The organism is Streptomyces sp. ActVer, from assembly GCF_027270795.1.
GTDB classification, from domain to species: Bacteria; Actinomycetota; Actinomycetes; order Streptomycetales; family Streptomycetaceae; genus Streptomyces; species Streptomyces umbrinus_A.
The window spans coordinates 1-16,268 of the sequence record NZ_JAPWHT010000067.1 but is presented as its reverse complement, the minus strand read 5'-3'; the positions used below and the strand labels follow the sequence as shown (position 1 = coordinate 16,268).

Genomic DNA, 16,268 nt, shown 5'->3' with positions numbered 1-16,268 from the left:
GCCGGCGAGCTGGACGTCTACGTGCCAGTTGCCCGCTACGCCAGTCGGACGGTGAGGAGTACCACCGCATCGGTCTCGGCGGTCAGGCCGTGCCGTTGGTCGGGAATGGCGACGATGTCGCCCTCACCGAGGGCCCACGTGCGGTCGGTGGTGCTGAGCGTCACCCGGCCGGTAAGGCAGGTGAGGGTGGCGGAGCCCGGGGCCTCGTGTTCGGCGAGTTCGGAACCCGATGCAAGTGCGATCAGGGTGACTCGAAGTCCCGGAAGGGCGACGACGGTTCGTGCCGCTCGCCCGGAGGTCCCGGAGGTCGCGGACCTGGCATCGGCGAGCAATTGCTCTCCCATGGCCGCCAGGTTGGTGACCTCACCGGTGGACAGGTGTGTCTCGGGAGGCCGGGCAGGACCGTTGTGGTGGGTGCTCATCAGGTGCGTTCCCATCCGCGCCGGGGCGCGCGGGAGCCCAGCTCCGCGTCCCGGCTGCGATAGACGATGTACGGGCGGGTGAGGTAGCCGAGCGGTGCGGTGAGCATGTGCACCAGCCGGGTGAACGGCCAGACGCCGAACAGCAGCAGGGCGCTGAGCGCGTGCAGTTGGAACAGCAGTGGCGCACCGGCCATCAGCGCGGGGTCCGGGTGCAGGTAGAAGACCGACCGGAACCAGGGCGAGATGGTGGTGCGGTAGTCGTATCCCCCGCCGATGATGTTGCTGACCACGGTGGCGGACAGCCCCAGTGCCAGGGTTAGGGTGAGCATGACGTACATGAGCTTGTCGTTGCGGGTGGTGGCGCTGAACACCGACCCGACCGTACGACGCCGGTAGACGAGGATCGCGAGCCCGGCCAGTGTGCTGACCCCGGCGACGGTCCCCAGCAGAGTGGCCATGATGTGGTAGCTGTGCTCGCTGACACCGATGGCTTCGGTCCAGCCCTTCGGGATCACCAGGCCGCCGATGTGGCCGAGCGCCACCGCCAGGACCCCGAAGTGGAACAGCGGGCTCCCGATACGCAGCAGCCGGCTCTCGTACAGCTGGCTGGAGCGGGTGGTCCAGCCGAACTTGTCGTAGCGGTAGCGCCAGACATGGCCGACGGCGAACAGGGACAGCGCGATGTACGGCAGGACCACCCACAGCACGACGTCGAGCGCGTCCGTGTCCGGGGTCATGACCGGCCTCCCGTCGGGGCCGGCATGAACTCTGGTGGTGCGAACGGCGCGAGACCGACCTGTTCCTCGGGCGGCCCCTGGGCGGCGAGCTTGGCGACGGCCTCGCGCTCGTCACCGGCCAGCGGGGGCAGGGTCGCCGATACGGAGTCCAGGACGTCGGCCCATGCCGATCGCGCGTCGCGCAGTGCCAGGCGCAACAGTTCCAGTCCGGCCCGGTGCTCGGTGAGGAGGCGCTGTCCTGCTTCGGGGTCGCTGGTGGCGGCGAATTCCAGGACGACGCAGAGGTGGTCGGGCAGCTCTTCGTCGGTCAGCCGCAGTCCGGCCGCGGCGTAGGTCTGCTTGAGGCGCAGTAGTGCGGCGCCGCGATTGCGGGTGTCGCCGTGGGCGTAGTAGGTGAGGAAGAGGCAGTTGCGTTTGCGGTGGTCGAAGGTGGTGACGTAGTCCGCCGCCAGGTCGGTGGCGGGCGTGCGGTCGAGGTGTCCGAGGAATCGGAGCAGGGGCTCGGCGATCCGGTCGGGCAGGGTGTCGGTGACCGCCCGTACGAGCGGCGCCTGTTCGAGCAGTCGCTCGTCGGGATAGCCGAGGAGGAGGGACTGGACCTGCCAGGCGGCGGGATTTCGGACAGCGGGGCCGCGTTTGCCGGCGGGGGTCATGGGCGCGGCTCGCTCTCGTCGTCTCCGGAGGAGTGGGGGAACAGACCCTGGGGGCGGCCGTTGCCGTCCCAGTTGAGGAGGTTCAGCCGGGTGGACTTGTCGCCGGGGGCCGCGGAGGAGTCCACGACGTCGGTGGTCTGGCGGTCGCGCTGCAGGCGGAAGTTCTCCACGGCGATCGGGTCCGGAGCGCCGGAGGCCTCGCCGAAGGGACCGGAGCCGCCCATGCCGGGGCCGTCCTCGAAGTCGAGGCTGCACTCGGTGGCCAACTCCTCCAGGCTGTGCGCCTGTTCGGCGTGCGCGGGCGGGATGACGTACCTGTCCTCGTACTTGGCCAGCGCCAACAGCCGGAACATGTCGTACATCTGCTCCTCGGTCATCCCCACCGCGGCGGGGATGCTCGCGTCGGGCTCGCGGCCGAGGTTGATGTCGCGCATGTAGCTTCGCATGGCGGCCAGCCGCCGCAGCACGGCGTCGACGGGGACCGGGTCACCGGCGGTGAACAGCTGGGCGAGGTAGTCCACGGGGATGCGCAGGGCGTCGATCGCGGCGAACAGGTTGCCGCGGTCCTCGGCGTCGTAGCCGGTGTCACGGATGACATCGACGACCGGGGACAGCGGCGGGATGTACCAGACCATGGGCAGCGTGCGGTACTCCGGGTGCAGCGGCAGGGCGACCTTGTACGTGTTGATCAGGGCGTGCACCGGGGAGCGCCGGGCGGCCTCGATCCAGTCCCGCGGGATGCCCGACCGCTCGGCGTCGGCGGCCACCTGCGGGTCGTCGGGGTCGAGGAAGACCTGTCGCTGCGCCTCGTACAGGTCGGTGTCGTCGGGGGTGGAGGCGGCTTCGAGGACCTGGTCGGGGTCGTAGAGGACGAGGCCGATGTAGCGGAGCCGGCCGACGCAGGTCTCGGCGCAGACGGTGGGCTGGCCGACCTCGATGCGCGGGAAGCAGAAGGTGCACTTCTCGGCCTTGCCGGTGCGGTGGTTGAAGTAGATCTTCTTGTACGGGCAGCCGGACACGCACATCCGCCAGCCCCGGCAGCGGTCCTGGTCTACCAGCACGATGCCGTCCTCGGAGCGCTTGTAGATCGCGCCGGAGGGGCAGGAGGCGACGCAGGACGGGTTGAGGCAGTGCTCGCAGATCCGCGGCAGATAGAACATGAAGGTCTGCTCGAACTCGAACTTGACCTTCTCGGCGATCCCGGCGAGCAGTACGTCCTTGTCGCCGTGGTCGGCCGAACCGCCGAGGTTGTCGTCCCAGTTGGCCGACCAGGTGATCTTCATGTCCTTGCCGGTGATCAGGGACTTGGGGCGGGCGACCGGGGTGTGTTCCTGGAGCGGCGCGTTGGTCAGCGTCTCGTAGTCGTACGTCCAGGGCTGGTAGTAGTCGTCGAGCGAGGGCAGCGTGGGGTTGGAGAAAATGTTGATCAGCTTCTTGAACCGGCCGCCGCCCTTCAGCTTCAGATTGCCGCGCCGATTGAGGTCCCAGCCGCCGCGCCACTTCTCCTGGTCCTCGTAGCGGCGCGGATAGCCCTGGCCGGGACGGGTCTCGACGTTGTTGAACCACACGTACTCCACGCCGGGGCGGTTGGTCCAAGCCTGCTTGCAGGTGACCGAGCAGGTGTGGCAGCCGATGCACTTGTCGAGGTTCATCACCATCGCCATCTGCGCCATGACCCGGCGGCCGGGCGCCGCGCTCGCGGGCGTCGGGGCCATCAGTACGTCACCTCCTGGTCGGTGCGGCGGCGGATGACGGTGACCTCGTCGCGCTGGTTGCCGGTCGGGCCGAGGTAGTTGAAGGCGTACGACAGCTGGGCGTAGCCGCCGATGAGATGGCTGGGCTTGACCAGCAGCCGGGTCAGCGAGTTGTGGACGCCGCCGCGCCGCCCGTTGGTCTCGGTGCGGGGGACGTCGATGAGCCGGTCCTGGGCGTGGTGCATGTAGACGGTGCCTTCCGGCATGCGGTGGGAGACGACCGCGCGGGCGGCGACGACGCCGTTGCGGTTGACCGCCTCGATCCAGTCGTTGTCGTGCACGCCGATCTTCGCCGCGTCCTCCTTGCTCATCCAGACGGTCGGGCCGCCCCGGGAGAGCGAGAGCATGAACAGGTTGTCCTGGTACTCGGAATGGATGGACCATTTGTTGTGCGGGGTCAAGTACCGCACGGTGATGCCGAGTTCGCCCTGATCGCCCACTTCGGGCTCGTCGAAGAGGGCGTGCATGTTGAGCGGCGGCCGGTAGACGGGCATCCACTCTCCGAGTTCGGCGATCCAGTCGTGGTCGATGAAGAAGTGCTGACGACCCGTCAGGGTGTGCCAGGGCTTGAGCCGTTCGACATTGATGGTGAACGGCGAGTAGCGGCGCCCGCCCGACTCCGTCCCCGACCACTCCGGCGACGTGATGACCGGGACGGGGCCCGCCTGGGTGTCGGCGAAGGTGACCCTCTTGCCCTCGGCCTCGGCGGCCAGGTCGGCCAACTTGACGCCGGTACGGGCCTCCAGGGTGCGGAAGCCCTGGGTGGCCAGGTGTCCGTTGGTGGTACCGGACAGAGCCAGGATCGCCTCACAGACCTGCACGTCCCGGGCGATCGACGGGCGGCCGTCGGCGGGACCGCCGCGCACGGTGCCGTTCTTGTGCCGCAGGTACTCCAGCTCCTGCCGTACGTCGAACGTGACGCCCTTGGTGGTGGCGCCCAGGGTGTCGAGCAGCGGGCCGAGGGCGGTCATCCGGTCGGCGACGCCCGGATAGTCGCGCTCCACTGTCACGAGCTTGGGCATGGTCCGGCCGGGGACAGGCTCGCACTCGCCTGCCTTCCAGTCCCGGACACGCCCGTGCGGGGTGGCCATCGCGTCGGGGGTGTCGTGCAGCAGCGGCGCGGCCACCACGTCCTTCACCGTGCCCAGTCGCCCCTCTGCGAGACGGCTGAACGCCGCCGCGATCGTGTTGAAGGCGTCCCAGTCGGTGCGGGTCTGCCAGGGCGGCGGGATGGCCGGGTTGAAAGAGTTCACGAACGGGTGCATGTCCGTGGTGTTCAGGTCGTGCTTCTCGTACCAGGTCGCCGCCGGCAGCACGATGTCGGAGTAGACGGTGGTGCTGGTCATCCGGAAGTCCAGGGTGAGCAGCAGGTCGAGCTTGCCCACCGGCGCCTCGTCCCGCCACACCAGATCCCGCGGGCGGGCGTCGGGCGGCGCCTCGGTGGCGCGTACGGCGGAGTCGGTGCCGAGCAGGTGCTTGAGGAAGTACTCGTTGCCCTTGGCGGAGGAGCCGAGCAGGTTCGCCCGCCAGATGGTCAGCACCCGGGGGAAGTTCTCCGGCGCGTCCGGGTCCTCGCCCGCGAACTTCAGCCGTCCGGACTTGAGTTGGTCGACGACGTACTCCGGCACCTCCTGCCCGGCGGCTTCCGCGTCCGTCGCGAGGGTGAGCGGGTTGCGGTCGAACGTCGGGTAGGACGGCATCCAGCCCATCCGGGCCGAGGCCGCGATGACGTCCGCGGTGCTCTTGCCGGCGAACGTGCCGCCCGCGCCGGCGGCGGCGAGGGTGTCGGCGCTGAAGGGGTCGTAGCGGAACTGGTCGGTGTGCAGGTACCAGTACGCGGTCTGGATCATCTGCCGGGCGGGCCGGTGCCAGTCGGCGGCCGTCGCGATCGCCGAGTAGCCGGTGATGGGCCGGACCTTCTCCTGCCCCACGTAGTGGGCCCAGCCACCGCCGTTGACGCCCTGGCAGCCGGTCAGTGTCGTCAGAGTGAGGAAGGAGCGGTAGATGGTGTCGGAGTGGAACCAGTGGTTGGTCCCCGCCCCCATGATGATCATGGAGCGGCCCTTGGACTCCTCGGCGTTGGTGGCGAACTCGCGCGCGATACGGGCCGCCGTCTCACCGGCCACCCCGGTGATGGCCGCCTGCCACGCCGGGGTGTAGGGCTGGTCGGGGTCGTCGTAACCGCTCGGCCAGATCCCCGGCAGCCCGTCGCGGGCCACGCCGTACTGGGCGAGCAGCAGGTCGAACACTGTGGTCACCAACTGCCCGGCGATCCGGCGTACGGGGACGCCCCGGCGCAGCTGTCCGGCGGTCCCGTCCGGGGTATCGAACCGGGTCAGCTCGACCGTCACGGCGTCCTCGCCACCACCATCGGCGGTCAGCAGGGGATCGGTGTCGCCGAGGTCGAGGTTCCATTTTCCGGCGCCCGACTCGCCGTAGCGGTGGCCGAGCGAACCGTTCGGGACGACCGGGTCGCCGGTGGCGGCGTCGAGGAGGACGGTCCTGAACTCCGCGTTCTCCGCCTCGGCCGCCGTGCCGCCCAGGTCGGCGGCGGTCAGGAACTTCCCCGGCGTGTACGTCAAGTCGGCCCCGGCGCCGCGTTGTTCGAGGGTCACAAGGAAGGGCAGGTCGGTGTACCGCTTGACGTAGTCGGCGAAGTAGCCGGCCTGGCGGTCGACGAAGAACTCCTTGAGAATCACGTGTCCCATCGACATGGCCAGCGCCCCGTCGGTGCCCGGCGCGGCGGGCAGCCACTCGTCGGCGAACTTCACGTTGTCGGCGTAGTCCGGGGCGACCGCGATCACCTTCTGCCCCCGGTAGCGGGCCTCCGCCATCCAGTGCGCGTCCGGGGTACGGGTCACCGGCAGGTTCGAGCCCCACATGATCAGATAACCGGCGTCCCACCAGTCACCGGACTCCGGTACGTCCGTCTGGTCCCCGAAGACCTGAGGGGAGGCGACCGGAAGGTCGGCGTACCAGTCGTAGAACGAGAGCATCACCCCGCCGAGCAGCGAGTAGAAGCGGGCACCGGCGGCATGGGAGACCATCGACATCGCCGGTATCGGCGAGAACCCCGCCAGCCGGTCGGGACCGTACTCCTTGATGGTGTGCACATGGGCGGCGGCGATCATCTCACTCGCCTCGTCCCAGCTCGCCCGCACCAGACCGCCCTTGCCGCGCGCCGACTTGTAGCGCCGGCAGCGCTCGGGGTCGGAGACTACGTCCGCCCATGCCAGCACCGGGTCACCGAGCCGGGCCCTGGCCTCCCGGTACATCTCCAGGAGCACCCCGCGCACATAGGGGTAGCGGACGCGGGTGGGCGAGTAGGTGTACCAGGAGAACGCGGCCCCGCGCGGGCAGCCGCGCGGCTCGTACTCGGGGCTGTCCGGGCCGACCGTGGGGTAGTCGGTCTGCTGGGACTCCCAGGTGATGATCCCGTCCTTGACGTACACCTTCCACGAACACGAGCCGGTGCAGTTCACCCCGTGGGTTGAGCGCACCACCTTGTCGTGGCTCCAGCGGTCCCGGTAGAAGTCGTCGGCCTTCCGGCCACCGATCTTGTACAGGGTGCGGTGGTCGGCGGAGACCTCGGCTCGGGTGAAGAACCTGCGGGTGCCCACGAGCGCATCCGCCAACTCCCCGTCCAGGCCGGCCGGTTGGTGTGCCTTCGGGTCGGTTCCTGGGGTACCTGGGGTTCCTGAAGCTCGTGGGCTCACGATGCCGCCTTCCCGGGCGTCAGCGGCCCGTCCTGCTGCGATCCGGCATGCTGGTCGACACCGGCTTCTGTGGCGAACCCCGTCGTGGCGAGATCCGCGCTCAGCGTTCCGACGCGGGAGCGGACCGCGTCCATGGCCTCCCAGTCCTCTGTGCTCAGCCCGGCCAGGGCGGCGGGAAACACGCCGTCCTGTTCCTTGATGATGTGGTCGCGCAGCAGATCCAGGGCGTCCAGGAGCCGCCGGGGCCAGACGGGGTCGGCCGGGACGCCCGCGGCAGCCTCGTCGAGGACGGCCTCGACGTGCCGATGTTCGGCCCGGAGTGCCGCCATACCTTCGGGAAACTCCTCCGCCAGCGGCGGGAAGAGACCCTGCTCCTCCACCGCTGTGTGCGGCACGAGAACGGCGGAAACGCGGCGCGCGATCCACGCCATCCGAGACACGTCCGCGTCGCGGTGCGCGGTGCGGACGTCCCCGATGAGATTGACGACCATGTCGTGTTCACGGGTCAGTTCGGCGATCTGGGGTAGTGCCTGGCAGCCGCAGTATTCGCACATGGTGACTCGTCTCAGGCCGGGTTGGGTGCCGTCGGGGTGCGATGGGCGCCGCCGGTGACGGCCTTGCGGACGGTGGTCGCGGTGAATGCCAGGGCGGTGGCGGCGATCAGGGCGAGCAGGGCCAGTCCGAGTGCGTAGGTGCCGTATGCGCCGTACAGGGAACCCATCAGCAGAGGCGGGACGAATCCGCCCAGACCCCCGGCCGCGCCGACGACACCGGTGACGGCGCCGACCTTGCCGGCCGGGGCGAGCAGGGCGACGAGGGCGAAGGTGGCACCGCTGCCCGCGCCGAGCGCGGCGGCGATCGCCAGGAAGGCGATGGTGCCCAGCGGGGCCAGTGGCGGGGCGAAGGACTGAACGGCAGCGCTCACCGTGACCACGGCGAGCGCCACGGCCAGTACGCGGGTGGGGCCCAGCCGGTCGGACAGCCAGCCGCCGACCGGCCGCATCACCACCGCCAGCAGTACGAACCCGGCCATCCGGTTGGCCGCGTCGGCCTGCGCCAGGCCGTACCCGGACTTGAGGTAGGTGGGCAGATAGACGGAGAAGGCGACGTATCCGCCGAACGCGACCGCGTACAACGCGGATGCCTGCCAGGTGACCCCGAGCCTGACGGTGGCGGCGAGCCGGCCCGTCATGCTACCGGGCGGCACTTCCCTGCCCGGAGCGTCGCGAAGCAGGAACGCGGCCAGCACCGCATAGCCGGCCAGCACGATGGCGGTCACCACGAACGGAGTGGCCAGACTGTACGACTTGACCAGGTTCACCGTGGTCAGGGCGCTGATGGCTGTGCCGCCCATCCCGGCACCGAAGACACCGATCGCGAGCCCCCGGCGCTCGGGCGGAAACCAGGCGCTGACGAAGGGCACCCCCACCGCGAACGCGGTGCCGCCGACACCGAGAAAGAACCCGCCCACCAGCAGCTGGTTCAGGGAGGAGTGTCCGGCCAGCCCCAGGTACAGGACGGGGACGATGGTGGCCGCGGAGACCAGCGGAAACATCACCCGGCCGCCAAACCGGTCCGTCAGCGCACCCACCGGAATACGGCCCAACGAGCCCACCACCACCGGCACGGCGACCAGCAACGCCTGCTGGAACGAGCTCAGTTGCAGGCTGTCCTTGAACCGCGGGCCGAGCGGGCTCAGCAGCGCCCAGGCCCAGAAGTTCACCGCGAACCCGACCGTGGCAAGCGCCAGCATCAGCCACCGGCGGCCGGCCGACGGCGGCGCCTTCGCGTTCGTGGCGGGGACAGGGGACCGAGGCGAGCCGATGGCCTCCTGCGATTCATCGGCCCGGTCGCCCGTGGATGACTTGCCTGTCGGGATCTCCGGCTTCGCAGGGCGGGGCGTCGTAGGCATGCTCTTCTCGGCTCCTCAAAAGTGCCGGCAGACGGTCGCGTCACATGTCTCGTGGCCGTGGGGCCCGACCACTACGTCCCCGTCAGGATCGCCAGGAGCCGGCTTCCGAGACAGGGGCCGTTGGTCCTCATCTCCCGAGCCGGGTGGGGTACATGTGCCGGGCGGTGTCCGGGTCCGCCGCAGCGCGTCGGCGCGGACAGGGGCGCCATCGTGAGAACTCTCATCGCGCGGTCAGGGGTACGGAGGCAACCGTTCCCGGCCGCTGCCGGCGATGGTCTCGGGGACGATCCGCCGCAGCTGGGAGTGCCGGGCGCCGCACAGCAAGCACGGGTTGGCCGTATGTCGCCGGGTCCAGGGCGTGCCGCTCTGAGCCCAGCCCCATCCCGTGGACAAGGGACTGCGGAAGATCGAAGTACTCCTTCGGCACCGCCAGCGGCAGTCTGTTGGCTCCACCTCGAGGCATAAGTCCGACTCCTCTCGGGTGTCGCAACCACCGATGGAATCCGCCGCGTCTATCCGGTCCTGTTCGTGGACGCCATCAACGTCAAGATCAGGGACGGGAAGGTCGCGAACCGTCCGGTCTACGTCGTGATGGCGGTGACCGTGGACGGCACCCGCGACATCCTCGGCATCTGGGCCAGCGACGGCGGTGAGGGCGCGAAGTACCGGCTGCACGTGTTCACCGAGCTGAAGAACCGCGGCCTGGATGACGTGCTGATGCTGGTCTGCGACGCGCTCAAGGGCCTTCCCGAGGCCGTGGAGACCGTCTGGCCTCGCACGATTGTCCAGACGTGCGTGGTTCACCTGCTGCGGAACTCGTTCCGATACGCCGCCCGTCAGGACTGGGACAAGGTCGCCAAGGCCCTCAAGCCCGTCTACACCGCACCCAGCGAAGACGCGGCTACGGAGCGGTTCCTGGAGTCCCAGGAGGCGTGGGGCCGGAAGTATCCAGCGATCGTGAAGCTGTGGTCGGACGCCTGGGCCGAGTTCGTGCCGTTCCTCTCCTTCGACGTCGAGATCCGCAAGGTCATCTGCAGCACCAACGCGATCGAGAGCGTCAACGCTCGCATCCGCAGAGCCGTCCGCGCCTGCGGACACTTCCCCAACGAAGCCGCCGCCCTCAAGTGCATCTCTATGGCGCTGATGAGCCTGGACCCGACCGGGAAGGGCCGCAAGCGGTGGACCATGCGCTGGAAAGCGCCCCTGAACGCGTTTCAGATCGCGTTCGAGGGCCGCCTGACCCCGAGCAACACCTGACCACTCAACAACCAAGATCAGCCGTTAAATTGACACACCCGCACTTGGGGCGTGATCCACCCCCGAATCGGCCGACGCAGCCAGCACGGATTCTGCCGTCATTAGCCACCTGACGGCCCATGAAGCCTTCGCCCACCACGGTCTGAGCTGCTCTGCTCTCATGCTCATCGGGAGCGTTACAGGCCGCCCCGCCCAGACCGCCAGCGAACTCGATCACCTCCTCCGAGCTTCGTCTGTCATGTCTGTTGCCGCAGCGCACACGGGCAGGGAGACGAGTTCCCGCTCGGAGCGGTGCGCTGAGCCACGATGCGGTTCTTGCCGGAGGTGCCGCGGACGGCGAGGGCGATGAGCGGAAACAGGGTGAGGGCGGCTATGACCGTGCCGACCAGGGGCGGGCCGGTCACGCCGAGGGAGGAGTCCAGGGCCTCACCGGCAATCCAGGAGCCGCCTGCCACGCCGACGTTGAAGGCGGAGGTGGTCAGCGCGGATGTCAGGGTCGGGGCGTCGCCGGCGAACCGCATGGCGAGCGCCGTGACGACGGGGTTCACCGCGAAACCGGTCAGGCCCACGAGGAAGACCAGGACGGTGGCCGTGACCGCGTTGGTGGACAGCGGGATCATCAGGAACAGCACCAGGGCGGTGGCCGCCGCGGCGGTGATGGTGGTGGCCATCGGACGGCGCTCACCCAGATGGCCGCCGGTGGTGGTGCCGCTCAGGGCGCCGATACCGAAGGCGATGAGGACGAACGGCACGGCGCCCGCCGGGATCCCGGCGCGGTCGGTCAGCAGCGGGGTGACGTAGCTGTAGGTCGCCAGTACACCGCCCATGATGAACACGGCGGCACTCAGCGCCAGCCACAGCCGCCCCTGGCGCAGGGCGCCGAACTCGGCGCGCAGTGAGACGGTCGCGCGCTGTTCCTGGGTGGGGATGAAGCGGCCGATGAAGACGGCGGCGAGGGCGGAGAGGGCGGCCAGGGCCCAGAAGGGGCCGCGCCAGCCGATGAACTGGCCGGCGAAGGAGCCGATGGGCACGCCGACGACGTTGGCCAGGGTCAGCCCACCGATCATGACGCCGGTGGCGCGGGTGGCCCTCTGCGGGCCTGCGGCGGCGGTGGCGACGACGAAACCGACGGACCAGAACGCTCCGGTGGCCAGCGCGGTGACGACGCGGGCGGCGAGGACGACGGTGAAGGAGGTGCTGAGGGCCGCCACCGCGTGACCGAGGCTGAAGACGGACAGAGCCAGGATCAGCGTCTGTCGCTGGGGCAGGCGCAGGGTGGCCAGGGCCATGGTCGGCGCACCGATGATCATGCCGACGGCGAAGGCGGTGATCAGCAGCCCGGCCTGGGAGGTGCTCACACCGAGGCCGGTGGACAGTTCGGGCAGCAGCCCGGCGATGACGAACTCGGTGGTGCCCATCAGGAACGTGCCTGCGGCGAGCACCCAGACGACGAAGGGGAGCTTGCCGGGGGTGGTCCCGGATGTGGAAGGCATACGGGTGGTCTCTCCTTGAGAGGAATGGCGGATTGGCGGGAACGGAATGCGGTCACGGGGAGGCCGTCGGAGCGGACGGGGCGGCGACCTGGCTGCAAAGGGTCAGGAGGCGGCTTCGATGGTGATGCGGTCGGCCGTGCCGAGCCGGTCGGCGTCGGCGTCGACGTGGCCGAGGATGAGCAGGTCGGCGGAGGCGGAATCGCCGTCGCGGTAGAAGAGAGCCAGGTTGCCCCAGGGTGCGTAGTAGGCCAGGTCACCGGCCCGTGGAACGGCTGGGTCCGGAGCGCCGGAAGTGGTCAGCCTGCGCGGCAGGTCCGCGATCCGCTCCGTCTGGTGGAAGTCCTCCAGATCCAGGGTGAGCGGGAGCAGGTCGGCGAAGTCACGGGCCGCAGGGCTGTCGTTCAAAGTGGCGTCGACGCGCCGGCCGTCGATGGTGACCCGGATGTCCATGGCGGTGCTCCTGGCGGCTGATGCACTGGGTGCGGCGGATGAAGATGCCTCCTGCCGTCCCGAGGACGCCGGGGAAGAGGACTTGGAGGGCGGCGTGGCTCCTGATGAGTCGCTGGTACAGGCGCTCACGGCCAGCAGGAGAGCGGCTGCCGGGACGGCGTGGACCAGGGCGCGGCGGGCAGCGGAGTTCATGAGAGTGCTCCGGGTCTCAGTCGGGAAGGGGCTCGGAGTAGTGGCGGAAGCCGTCGCGCTCGCGGTGGATGTCGTAGAGGCGCTGGGCCAAGGCGTCGGGGCTGCTGTGTTCGGAGTCGGGCCGGATGGCACCCGGCACGATCAGCTGGGCGACGTGGATGTTCTGCGCGGCGAGGGTGTCGTGGAGCATGTGGGCATAGGCGCTTTCGGCGGCGAAGGCGACCGAGGTGCCGGCGACGTTCGGGTTGGGGCGTACGGCGCTGGAGCCGTTGACGAACAGCAGGGTGCCGCGGCCGAGTTCGCGCATGCCGGGCAGGACGGCGTTCACCGCGGTGACGGGGCCCTTGGCGGAGAAGGCGAGGGGTGCGTCCAGGTCGTCGGCGCCGGTGTCCAGGACCGGCTTCATGAAGTCGGCCCGGGGCACGGGGCTGTACTGGAGGATCTCGACAGTCCCCAGCGAGGTACCGGCCGCGTACAGGGCCGCGGTCAGGGACTCGGCGTCGAGGACGTCGGCGGCGAAGCCGCGGGCCTTGATGCCGTCGCCGGCCAGTTCGGCCGTCAGGCCGTCCAGGCGCTGGGTGTTGCGGGAGATGAGGGCGACGCTGTGGCCGGCGGTTCCGAAGCGGCGGGCGGCGGCGAGCCCGAGGCCGGGTCCGGCACCGATGAGGGCGAAAGTGGTCACTGTGAGTCCTTCGTGTCGAGGGGCCGTGCCGGAGCCGGGTTGCGGATGCCCGGCCCCAGCGGCGGAACGGTTTGCGGTCAGGGCTTCAGGAGGGTCTTGATCGCGCGGCGTTCGTCCATCGCCTTGTAGCCTTCGGCGACCTGCTCCAGGGGCAGGGTGAGGTCGAAGACCTTGCCCGGGTTGATCCGGCCGGTCAGGACCCGGTCGATCAGGTCGGGCAGGAAGCGGCGCACGGGGGCAGGTCCGCCGCGCAGAGCGACCTGGGAGAAGAACAGCTCCTGGCCGTCGACCGCCACCTCGTGCGGGACGCCGACGAAGCCGACGTTGCCGCCGGGCCGGGCGGAGTTGAGGGCCTGCCGCATCGACTCGGCGGTGCCCACGCACTCCAGTACGGAATCGGCGCCGATGCCGCCGGTGAGGTCCTTGACGCGGGCGATGCCCTCGTCGCCGCGTTCGGCGACGATGTCGGTGGCGCCGAATTCGAGGGCGAGCTTCTGCCGTGCTTCGTGGCGGCTCATGGCAATGATCCGCTCCGCGCCGAGTTCGCGCGCGGCGATGACGCCGCACAGGCCGACCGCTCCGTCGCCCACGACTACGGCGGTGGAGCCGGGCTTGACCTCGGCGGCGAGAGCGGCGTACCAGCCGGTGCCCATCACGTCGGAGACGGCGAGCAGGCCGGGCACCAGCGCGCCGTCCGGATGCTCGTCGGTGGCGACGAGGGTGCCGTGGGCGTTGGGGATGCGGACGTAGTCGGCCTGACAGGTGGTCATGAACTCGCGGTGCAGGCAGGAGGACTGCCAGCCGTTCAGGCAGTTGTGGCAGGTGTTGTCCGAGGTGGCGAACGACCCGACGACGAACTGGCCCGGCTTGACGTTCCTGACCTCGCTGCCGACTTCCTCGACGATGCCGACGTACTCGTGCCCCATCGGATGGGGCTCGTCCACCGGCTCCGCGCCGCGGTAGGGCCACAGGTCCGAGCCGCATACACAAGTGGCGACCGTACGGATGATCGCGTCGGTCGGCCGGCTGATCTTCGGGTCGGCCAGGGTCTCGAAGCGCACGTCGCCGGGGGCGTGAATGACTGCTCCGCGCATGATTGGCTGCTTCCTTAGGTGGGAGGGTAGTGAGCCGCAGCCAAAGTCAGGAGTGGCTGCTCACGATCGAGCCTCACACGCGAGGGCGGGCACGAAAAGCGGAGGAATCTATCCGGGGAGAGGAACATCCAGGGAGGAAATCCTCCCCCTTTCCCCGGGTGCGATCGATGTCATGCTGGGAAGCATGACCAGCAACGTTCCCCTCAACGAACTGGGAGAATTCCTCAAGAAGCGCCGCTCACAGCTGAGCCCGCACACGGTCGGACTTCCGTCGACCAGCCGGCCCCGCCGGGTCGAAGGACTGCGCCGCGAAGAGGTCGCCCAGCTCGCCTCCATCAGCACCGACTACTACACCCGGGTCGAGCAGGGCCGCATGCAGGCGTCCGCCCCCGTGCTGGACACCATCGCCCGCATCCTCCACCTGGACGACGACGAGCGGGGCTATCTCTTCCAGCTCGCGGGAAAGGCCACCGTGCGCACGCGGCGCCGGGGCGTGCAGAAGGTCCAGCCGCAACTGCAGCGGGTGCTGGAGGACCTCACCGCCGTCCCGGCCATCGTGCAGGGGCGGCGCGGGGACATCCTGGCGTGGAACGCACTGGCGGCAGCCCTGGTCACCGACTTCTCCCGCATTCCGGAGAAGCACCGCAACTACCCGCGGCTCATCTTCACCGATCCGGCGATGCGCACCCTGTACGCCGACTGGGAGACCGCCGGGCAGGTCACCGTGGCGCAGCTGCGGATGGAGGCGGCGAAGCATCCCGAGGACCCCCGCCTGATCGCGCTGGTGGGTGAACTGTCCATGCGCGACCAGCAGTTCGCCCAGTGGTGGGGCGATCACCGCGTCGCCGCCCGCACCGTGGGCACCAAGACCTTGATCCATCCGGTCGTGGGTGAGGTCACCCTCGACTGCGACACCCTCACCGCCAGCACCGACCCCGACCAGTACATGACGGTCTGGACCGCTGCCCCGGGCTCCCCCGCGCACGATCAGCTGCGCATCCTCGCCTCCTGGGCCGCCGACCAGAACCTGCCCGCCTCGTCAGGATGGGAAGCATGACCAGCAACGTTCCTCTCAATGAGCTCGGCGAGTTCCTCAAGAAGCGCCGCTCCGAACTGAGCCCGCGCACGGTCGGGCTGCCGGAGACGGGCGGGCCCCGCCGGGTGGACGGTCTGCGCCGCGAGGAGGTCGCCCAGCTCGCCTCGATCAGCACGGACTACTACACGCGGCTTGAGCAGGGCCGCATGCAGGCGTCCGCTCCCGTGCTGGACATCATCGCCCGCGTTCTCCACCTGGACGACGACGAACGGGGCTATCTCTTCCAGCTCGCGGGCAAGACCACCACCCGCACCCGGCGCCACGGCAGGCAGAAGGTACAGCCCCAGCTGCAGCGGGTGCTGGACGACCTCACCGCCGTCCCGGCCATCGTGCAGGGACGGCGCGGGGACATCCTGGCGTGGAACGCACTGGCGGCAGCCCTGGTCACCGACTTCTCCCGCATTCCGGAGAAGCACCGCAACTACCCGCGGCTCATCTTCACCGATCCGGCGATGCGCACCCTGTACGCCGACTGGGAGACCGCCGGGCAGGTCACCGTGGCGCAGCTGCGGATGGAGGCGGCGAAGTATCCCGAGGACCCCCGCCTGATCGAGCTGGTCGGTGAACTGTCCACACGTGACAAACAGTTCGCCCAGTGGTGGGGTGACCACCGCGTCGCAGCCCGCACCGTGGGCACCAAGACCCTCAACCATCCGGTCGTCGGCGAACTCGTCCTGGACTGGGACACCCTCACCGCCAACACCGATCCCGACCAGCACCTGACCGTCTGGACCGGCGCCCCCGGATCTCCCACTCACGAGCGGCTGAGCATCCTCGCCTCCTGGGCCACCGACCAACACATGTCGCCCT

At 69.6% G+C, this 16,268-nt stretch carries 13 protein-coding genes and 1 pseudogene; 3 read left to right on the top strand and 11 right to left on the bottom strand.

Annotated elements, in window-relative coordinates; translation table 11 throughout:
- Positions 1-35: 35 nt before the first annotated feature.
- From O3Q52_RS14080 to O3Q52_RS14050, 7 genes are all read right to left on the bottom strand, one after another.
- Positions 36-422 carry a cupin domain-containing protein gene (locus O3Q52_RS14080; RefSeq protein ID WP_269649118.1) on the bottom strand — a complete coding sequence of 129 codons (387 nt, stop codon included), beginning with the start codon at positions 420-422 and terminating at the stop codon, positions 36-38.
- Positions 422-1,159 (bottom strand): respiratory nitrate reductase subunit gamma, encoded by a 738-nt coding sequence (gene narI / locus O3Q52_RS14075; RefSeq protein WP_269649117.1) that lies wholly within the window; start codon positions 1,157-1,159, stop codon positions 422-424. The genes O3Q52_RS14080 and narI overlap by 1 nt, the downstream gene beginning before the upstream one ends.
- Positions 1,156-1,812: a nitrate reductase molybdenum cofactor assembly chaperone gene (narJ, locus tag O3Q52_RS14070; RefSeq protein ID WP_269649116.1), complete on the bottom strand. Its 657-nt coding sequence runs from the start codon at positions 1,810-1,812 to the stop codon at positions 1,156-1,158. The genes narI and narJ overlap by 4 nt, the downstream gene beginning before the upstream one ends.
- The gene (gene narH, locus O3Q52_RS14065; RefSeq protein ID WP_269649115.1) at positions 1,809-3,527 is read right to left on the bottom strand and encodes a nitrate reductase subunit beta; all 1,719 of its coding nucleotides are present in this window, start codon (positions 3,525-3,527) and stop codon (positions 1,809-1,811) included. Before narH ends, narJ begins: the two co-directional genes overlap by 4 nt.
- Positions 3,527-7,213 carry a nitrate reductase subunit alpha gene (locus O3Q52_RS14060; protein WP_269649125.1) on the bottom strand — a complete coding sequence of 1,229 codons (3,687 nt, stop codon included), beginning with the start codon at positions 7,211-7,213 and terminating at the stop codon, positions 3,527-3,529. The genes narH and O3Q52_RS14060 overlap by 1 nt, the downstream gene beginning before the upstream one ends.
- Positions 7,214-7,278: 65 nt before the next feature.
- Entirely contained in the window at positions 7,279-7,836 is a 558-nt protein-coding gene (locus O3Q52_RS14055; protein WP_269649114.1) for a hemerythrin domain-containing protein, read from the bottom strand.
- A gap of 11 nt (positions 7,837-7,847) precedes the next feature.
- Entirely contained in the window at positions 7,848-9,035 is a 1,188-nt protein-coding gene (locus tag O3Q52_RS14050) for an MFS transporter (RefSeq protein ID WP_269649124.1), read from the bottom strand.
- Between the two features lie 666 nt (positions 9,036-9,701).
- Between O3Q52_RS14050 and O3Q52_RS14045 the strand changes: the two are divergent.
- A pseudogene (locus tag O3Q52_RS14045) lies at positions 9,702-10,451 on the top strand (IS256 family transposase); the annotation flags it as partial.
- A 236-nt stretch (positions 10,452-10,687) separates the two neighbouring features.
- On the opposite strand, the gene O3Q52_RS14040 reads toward O3Q52_RS14045, so the two are convergent.
- From O3Q52_RS14040 to O3Q52_RS14025, 4 genes are all read right to left on the bottom strand, one after another.
- The gene (locus O3Q52_RS14040; RefSeq protein ID WP_269649113.1) at positions 10,688-11,944 is read right to left on the bottom strand and encodes an MFS transporter; all 1,257 of its coding nucleotides are present in this window, start codon (positions 11,942-11,944) and stop codon (positions 10,688-10,690) included.
- A 102-nt stretch (positions 11,945-12,046) separates the two neighbouring features.
- A complete protein-coding gene (locus O3Q52_RS54150) occupies positions 12,047-12,394 on the bottom strand; it encodes a cyclophilin-like fold protein (RefSeq protein WP_332112905.1) in 348 nt (115 codons plus the stop codon).
- 208 nt (positions 12,395-12,602) lie between these two features.
- Positions 12,603-13,268 (bottom strand): SDR family NAD(P)-dependent oxidoreductase, encoded by a 666-nt coding sequence (locus O3Q52_RS14030; RefSeq protein ID WP_269649111.1) that lies wholly within the window; start codon positions 13,266-13,268, stop codon positions 12,603-12,605.
- A 77-nt stretch (positions 13,269-13,345) separates the two neighbouring features.
- Positions 13,346-14,362: a zinc-dependent alcohol dehydrogenase family protein gene (locus tag O3Q52_RS14025; protein WP_269649110.1), complete on the bottom strand. Its 1,017-nt coding sequence runs from the start codon at positions 14,360-14,362 to the stop codon at positions 13,346-13,348.
- Between the two features lie 172 nt (positions 14,363-14,534).
- On the opposite strand from O3Q52_RS14025, the gene O3Q52_RS14020 reads away from it, so the two are divergent.
- Together O3Q52_RS14020 and O3Q52_RS14015 are read left to right on the top strand one after the other, a co-directional pair.
- Positions 14,535-15,419 carry a helix-turn-helix domain-containing protein gene (locus O3Q52_RS14020; RefSeq protein WP_269649109.1) on the top strand — a complete coding sequence of 295 codons (885 nt, stop codon included), beginning with the start codon at positions 14,535-14,537 and terminating at the stop codon, positions 15,417-15,419.
- Positions 15,416-16,268, top strand: an 853-nt coding sequence (locus O3Q52_RS14015) for a helix-turn-helix domain-containing protein (RefSeq protein ID WP_269649108.1), incomplete at its 3' end; no start/stop codon positions are given. The genes O3Q52_RS14020 and O3Q52_RS14015, both read left to right, overlap by 4 nt.

What these genes read in the sequence shown, in the direction of transcription:
- O3Q52_RS14050 (WP_269649124.1), bottom strand. Translation starts at nt 9,035, where the DNA reads ATGCTGGCGCTTGCCACGGTCGGGTTCGCGGTGAACTTCTGGGCCTGG.
- O3Q52_RS14025 (WP_269649110.1), bottom strand. Translation starts at nt 14,362, where the DNA reads ATGCGCGGAGCAGTCATTCACGCCCCCGGCGACGTGCGCTTCGAGACC.
- O3Q52_RS14040 (WP_269649113.1), bottom strand. Translation starts at nt 11,944, where the DNA reads ATGCCTTCCACATCCGGGACCACCCCCGGCAAGCTCCCCTTCGTCGTC.
- narH (WP_269649115.1), bottom strand. Translation starts at nt 3,527, where the DNA reads ATGGCCCCGACGCCCGCGAGCGCGGCGCCCGGCCGCCGGGTCATGGCG.
- O3Q52_RS54150 (WP_332112905.1), bottom strand. Translation starts at nt 12,394, where the DNA reads ATGGACATCCGGGTCACCATCGACGGCCGGCGCGTCGACGCCACTTTG.
- O3Q52_RS14080 (WP_269649118.1), bottom strand. Translation starts at nt 422, where the DNA reads ATGAGCACCCACCACAACGGTCCTGCCCGGCCTCCCGAGACACACCTG.
- narI (WP_269649117.1), bottom strand. Translation starts at nt 1,159, where the DNA reads ATGACCCCGGACACGGACGCGCTCGACGTCGTGCTGTGGGTGGTCCTG.
- narJ (WP_269649116.1), bottom strand. Translation starts at nt 1,812, where the DNA reads ATGACCCCCGCCGGCAAACGCGGCCCCGCTGTCCGAAATCCCGCCGCC.
- O3Q52_RS14020 (WP_269649109.1), top strand. Translation starts at nt 14,535, where the DNA reads ATGCTGGGAAGCATGACCAGCAACGTTCCCCTCAACGAACTGGGAGAA.
- O3Q52_RS14055 (WP_269649114.1), bottom strand. Translation starts at nt 7,836, where the DNA reads ATGTGCGAATACTGCGGCTGCCAGGCACTACCCCAGATCGCCGAACTG.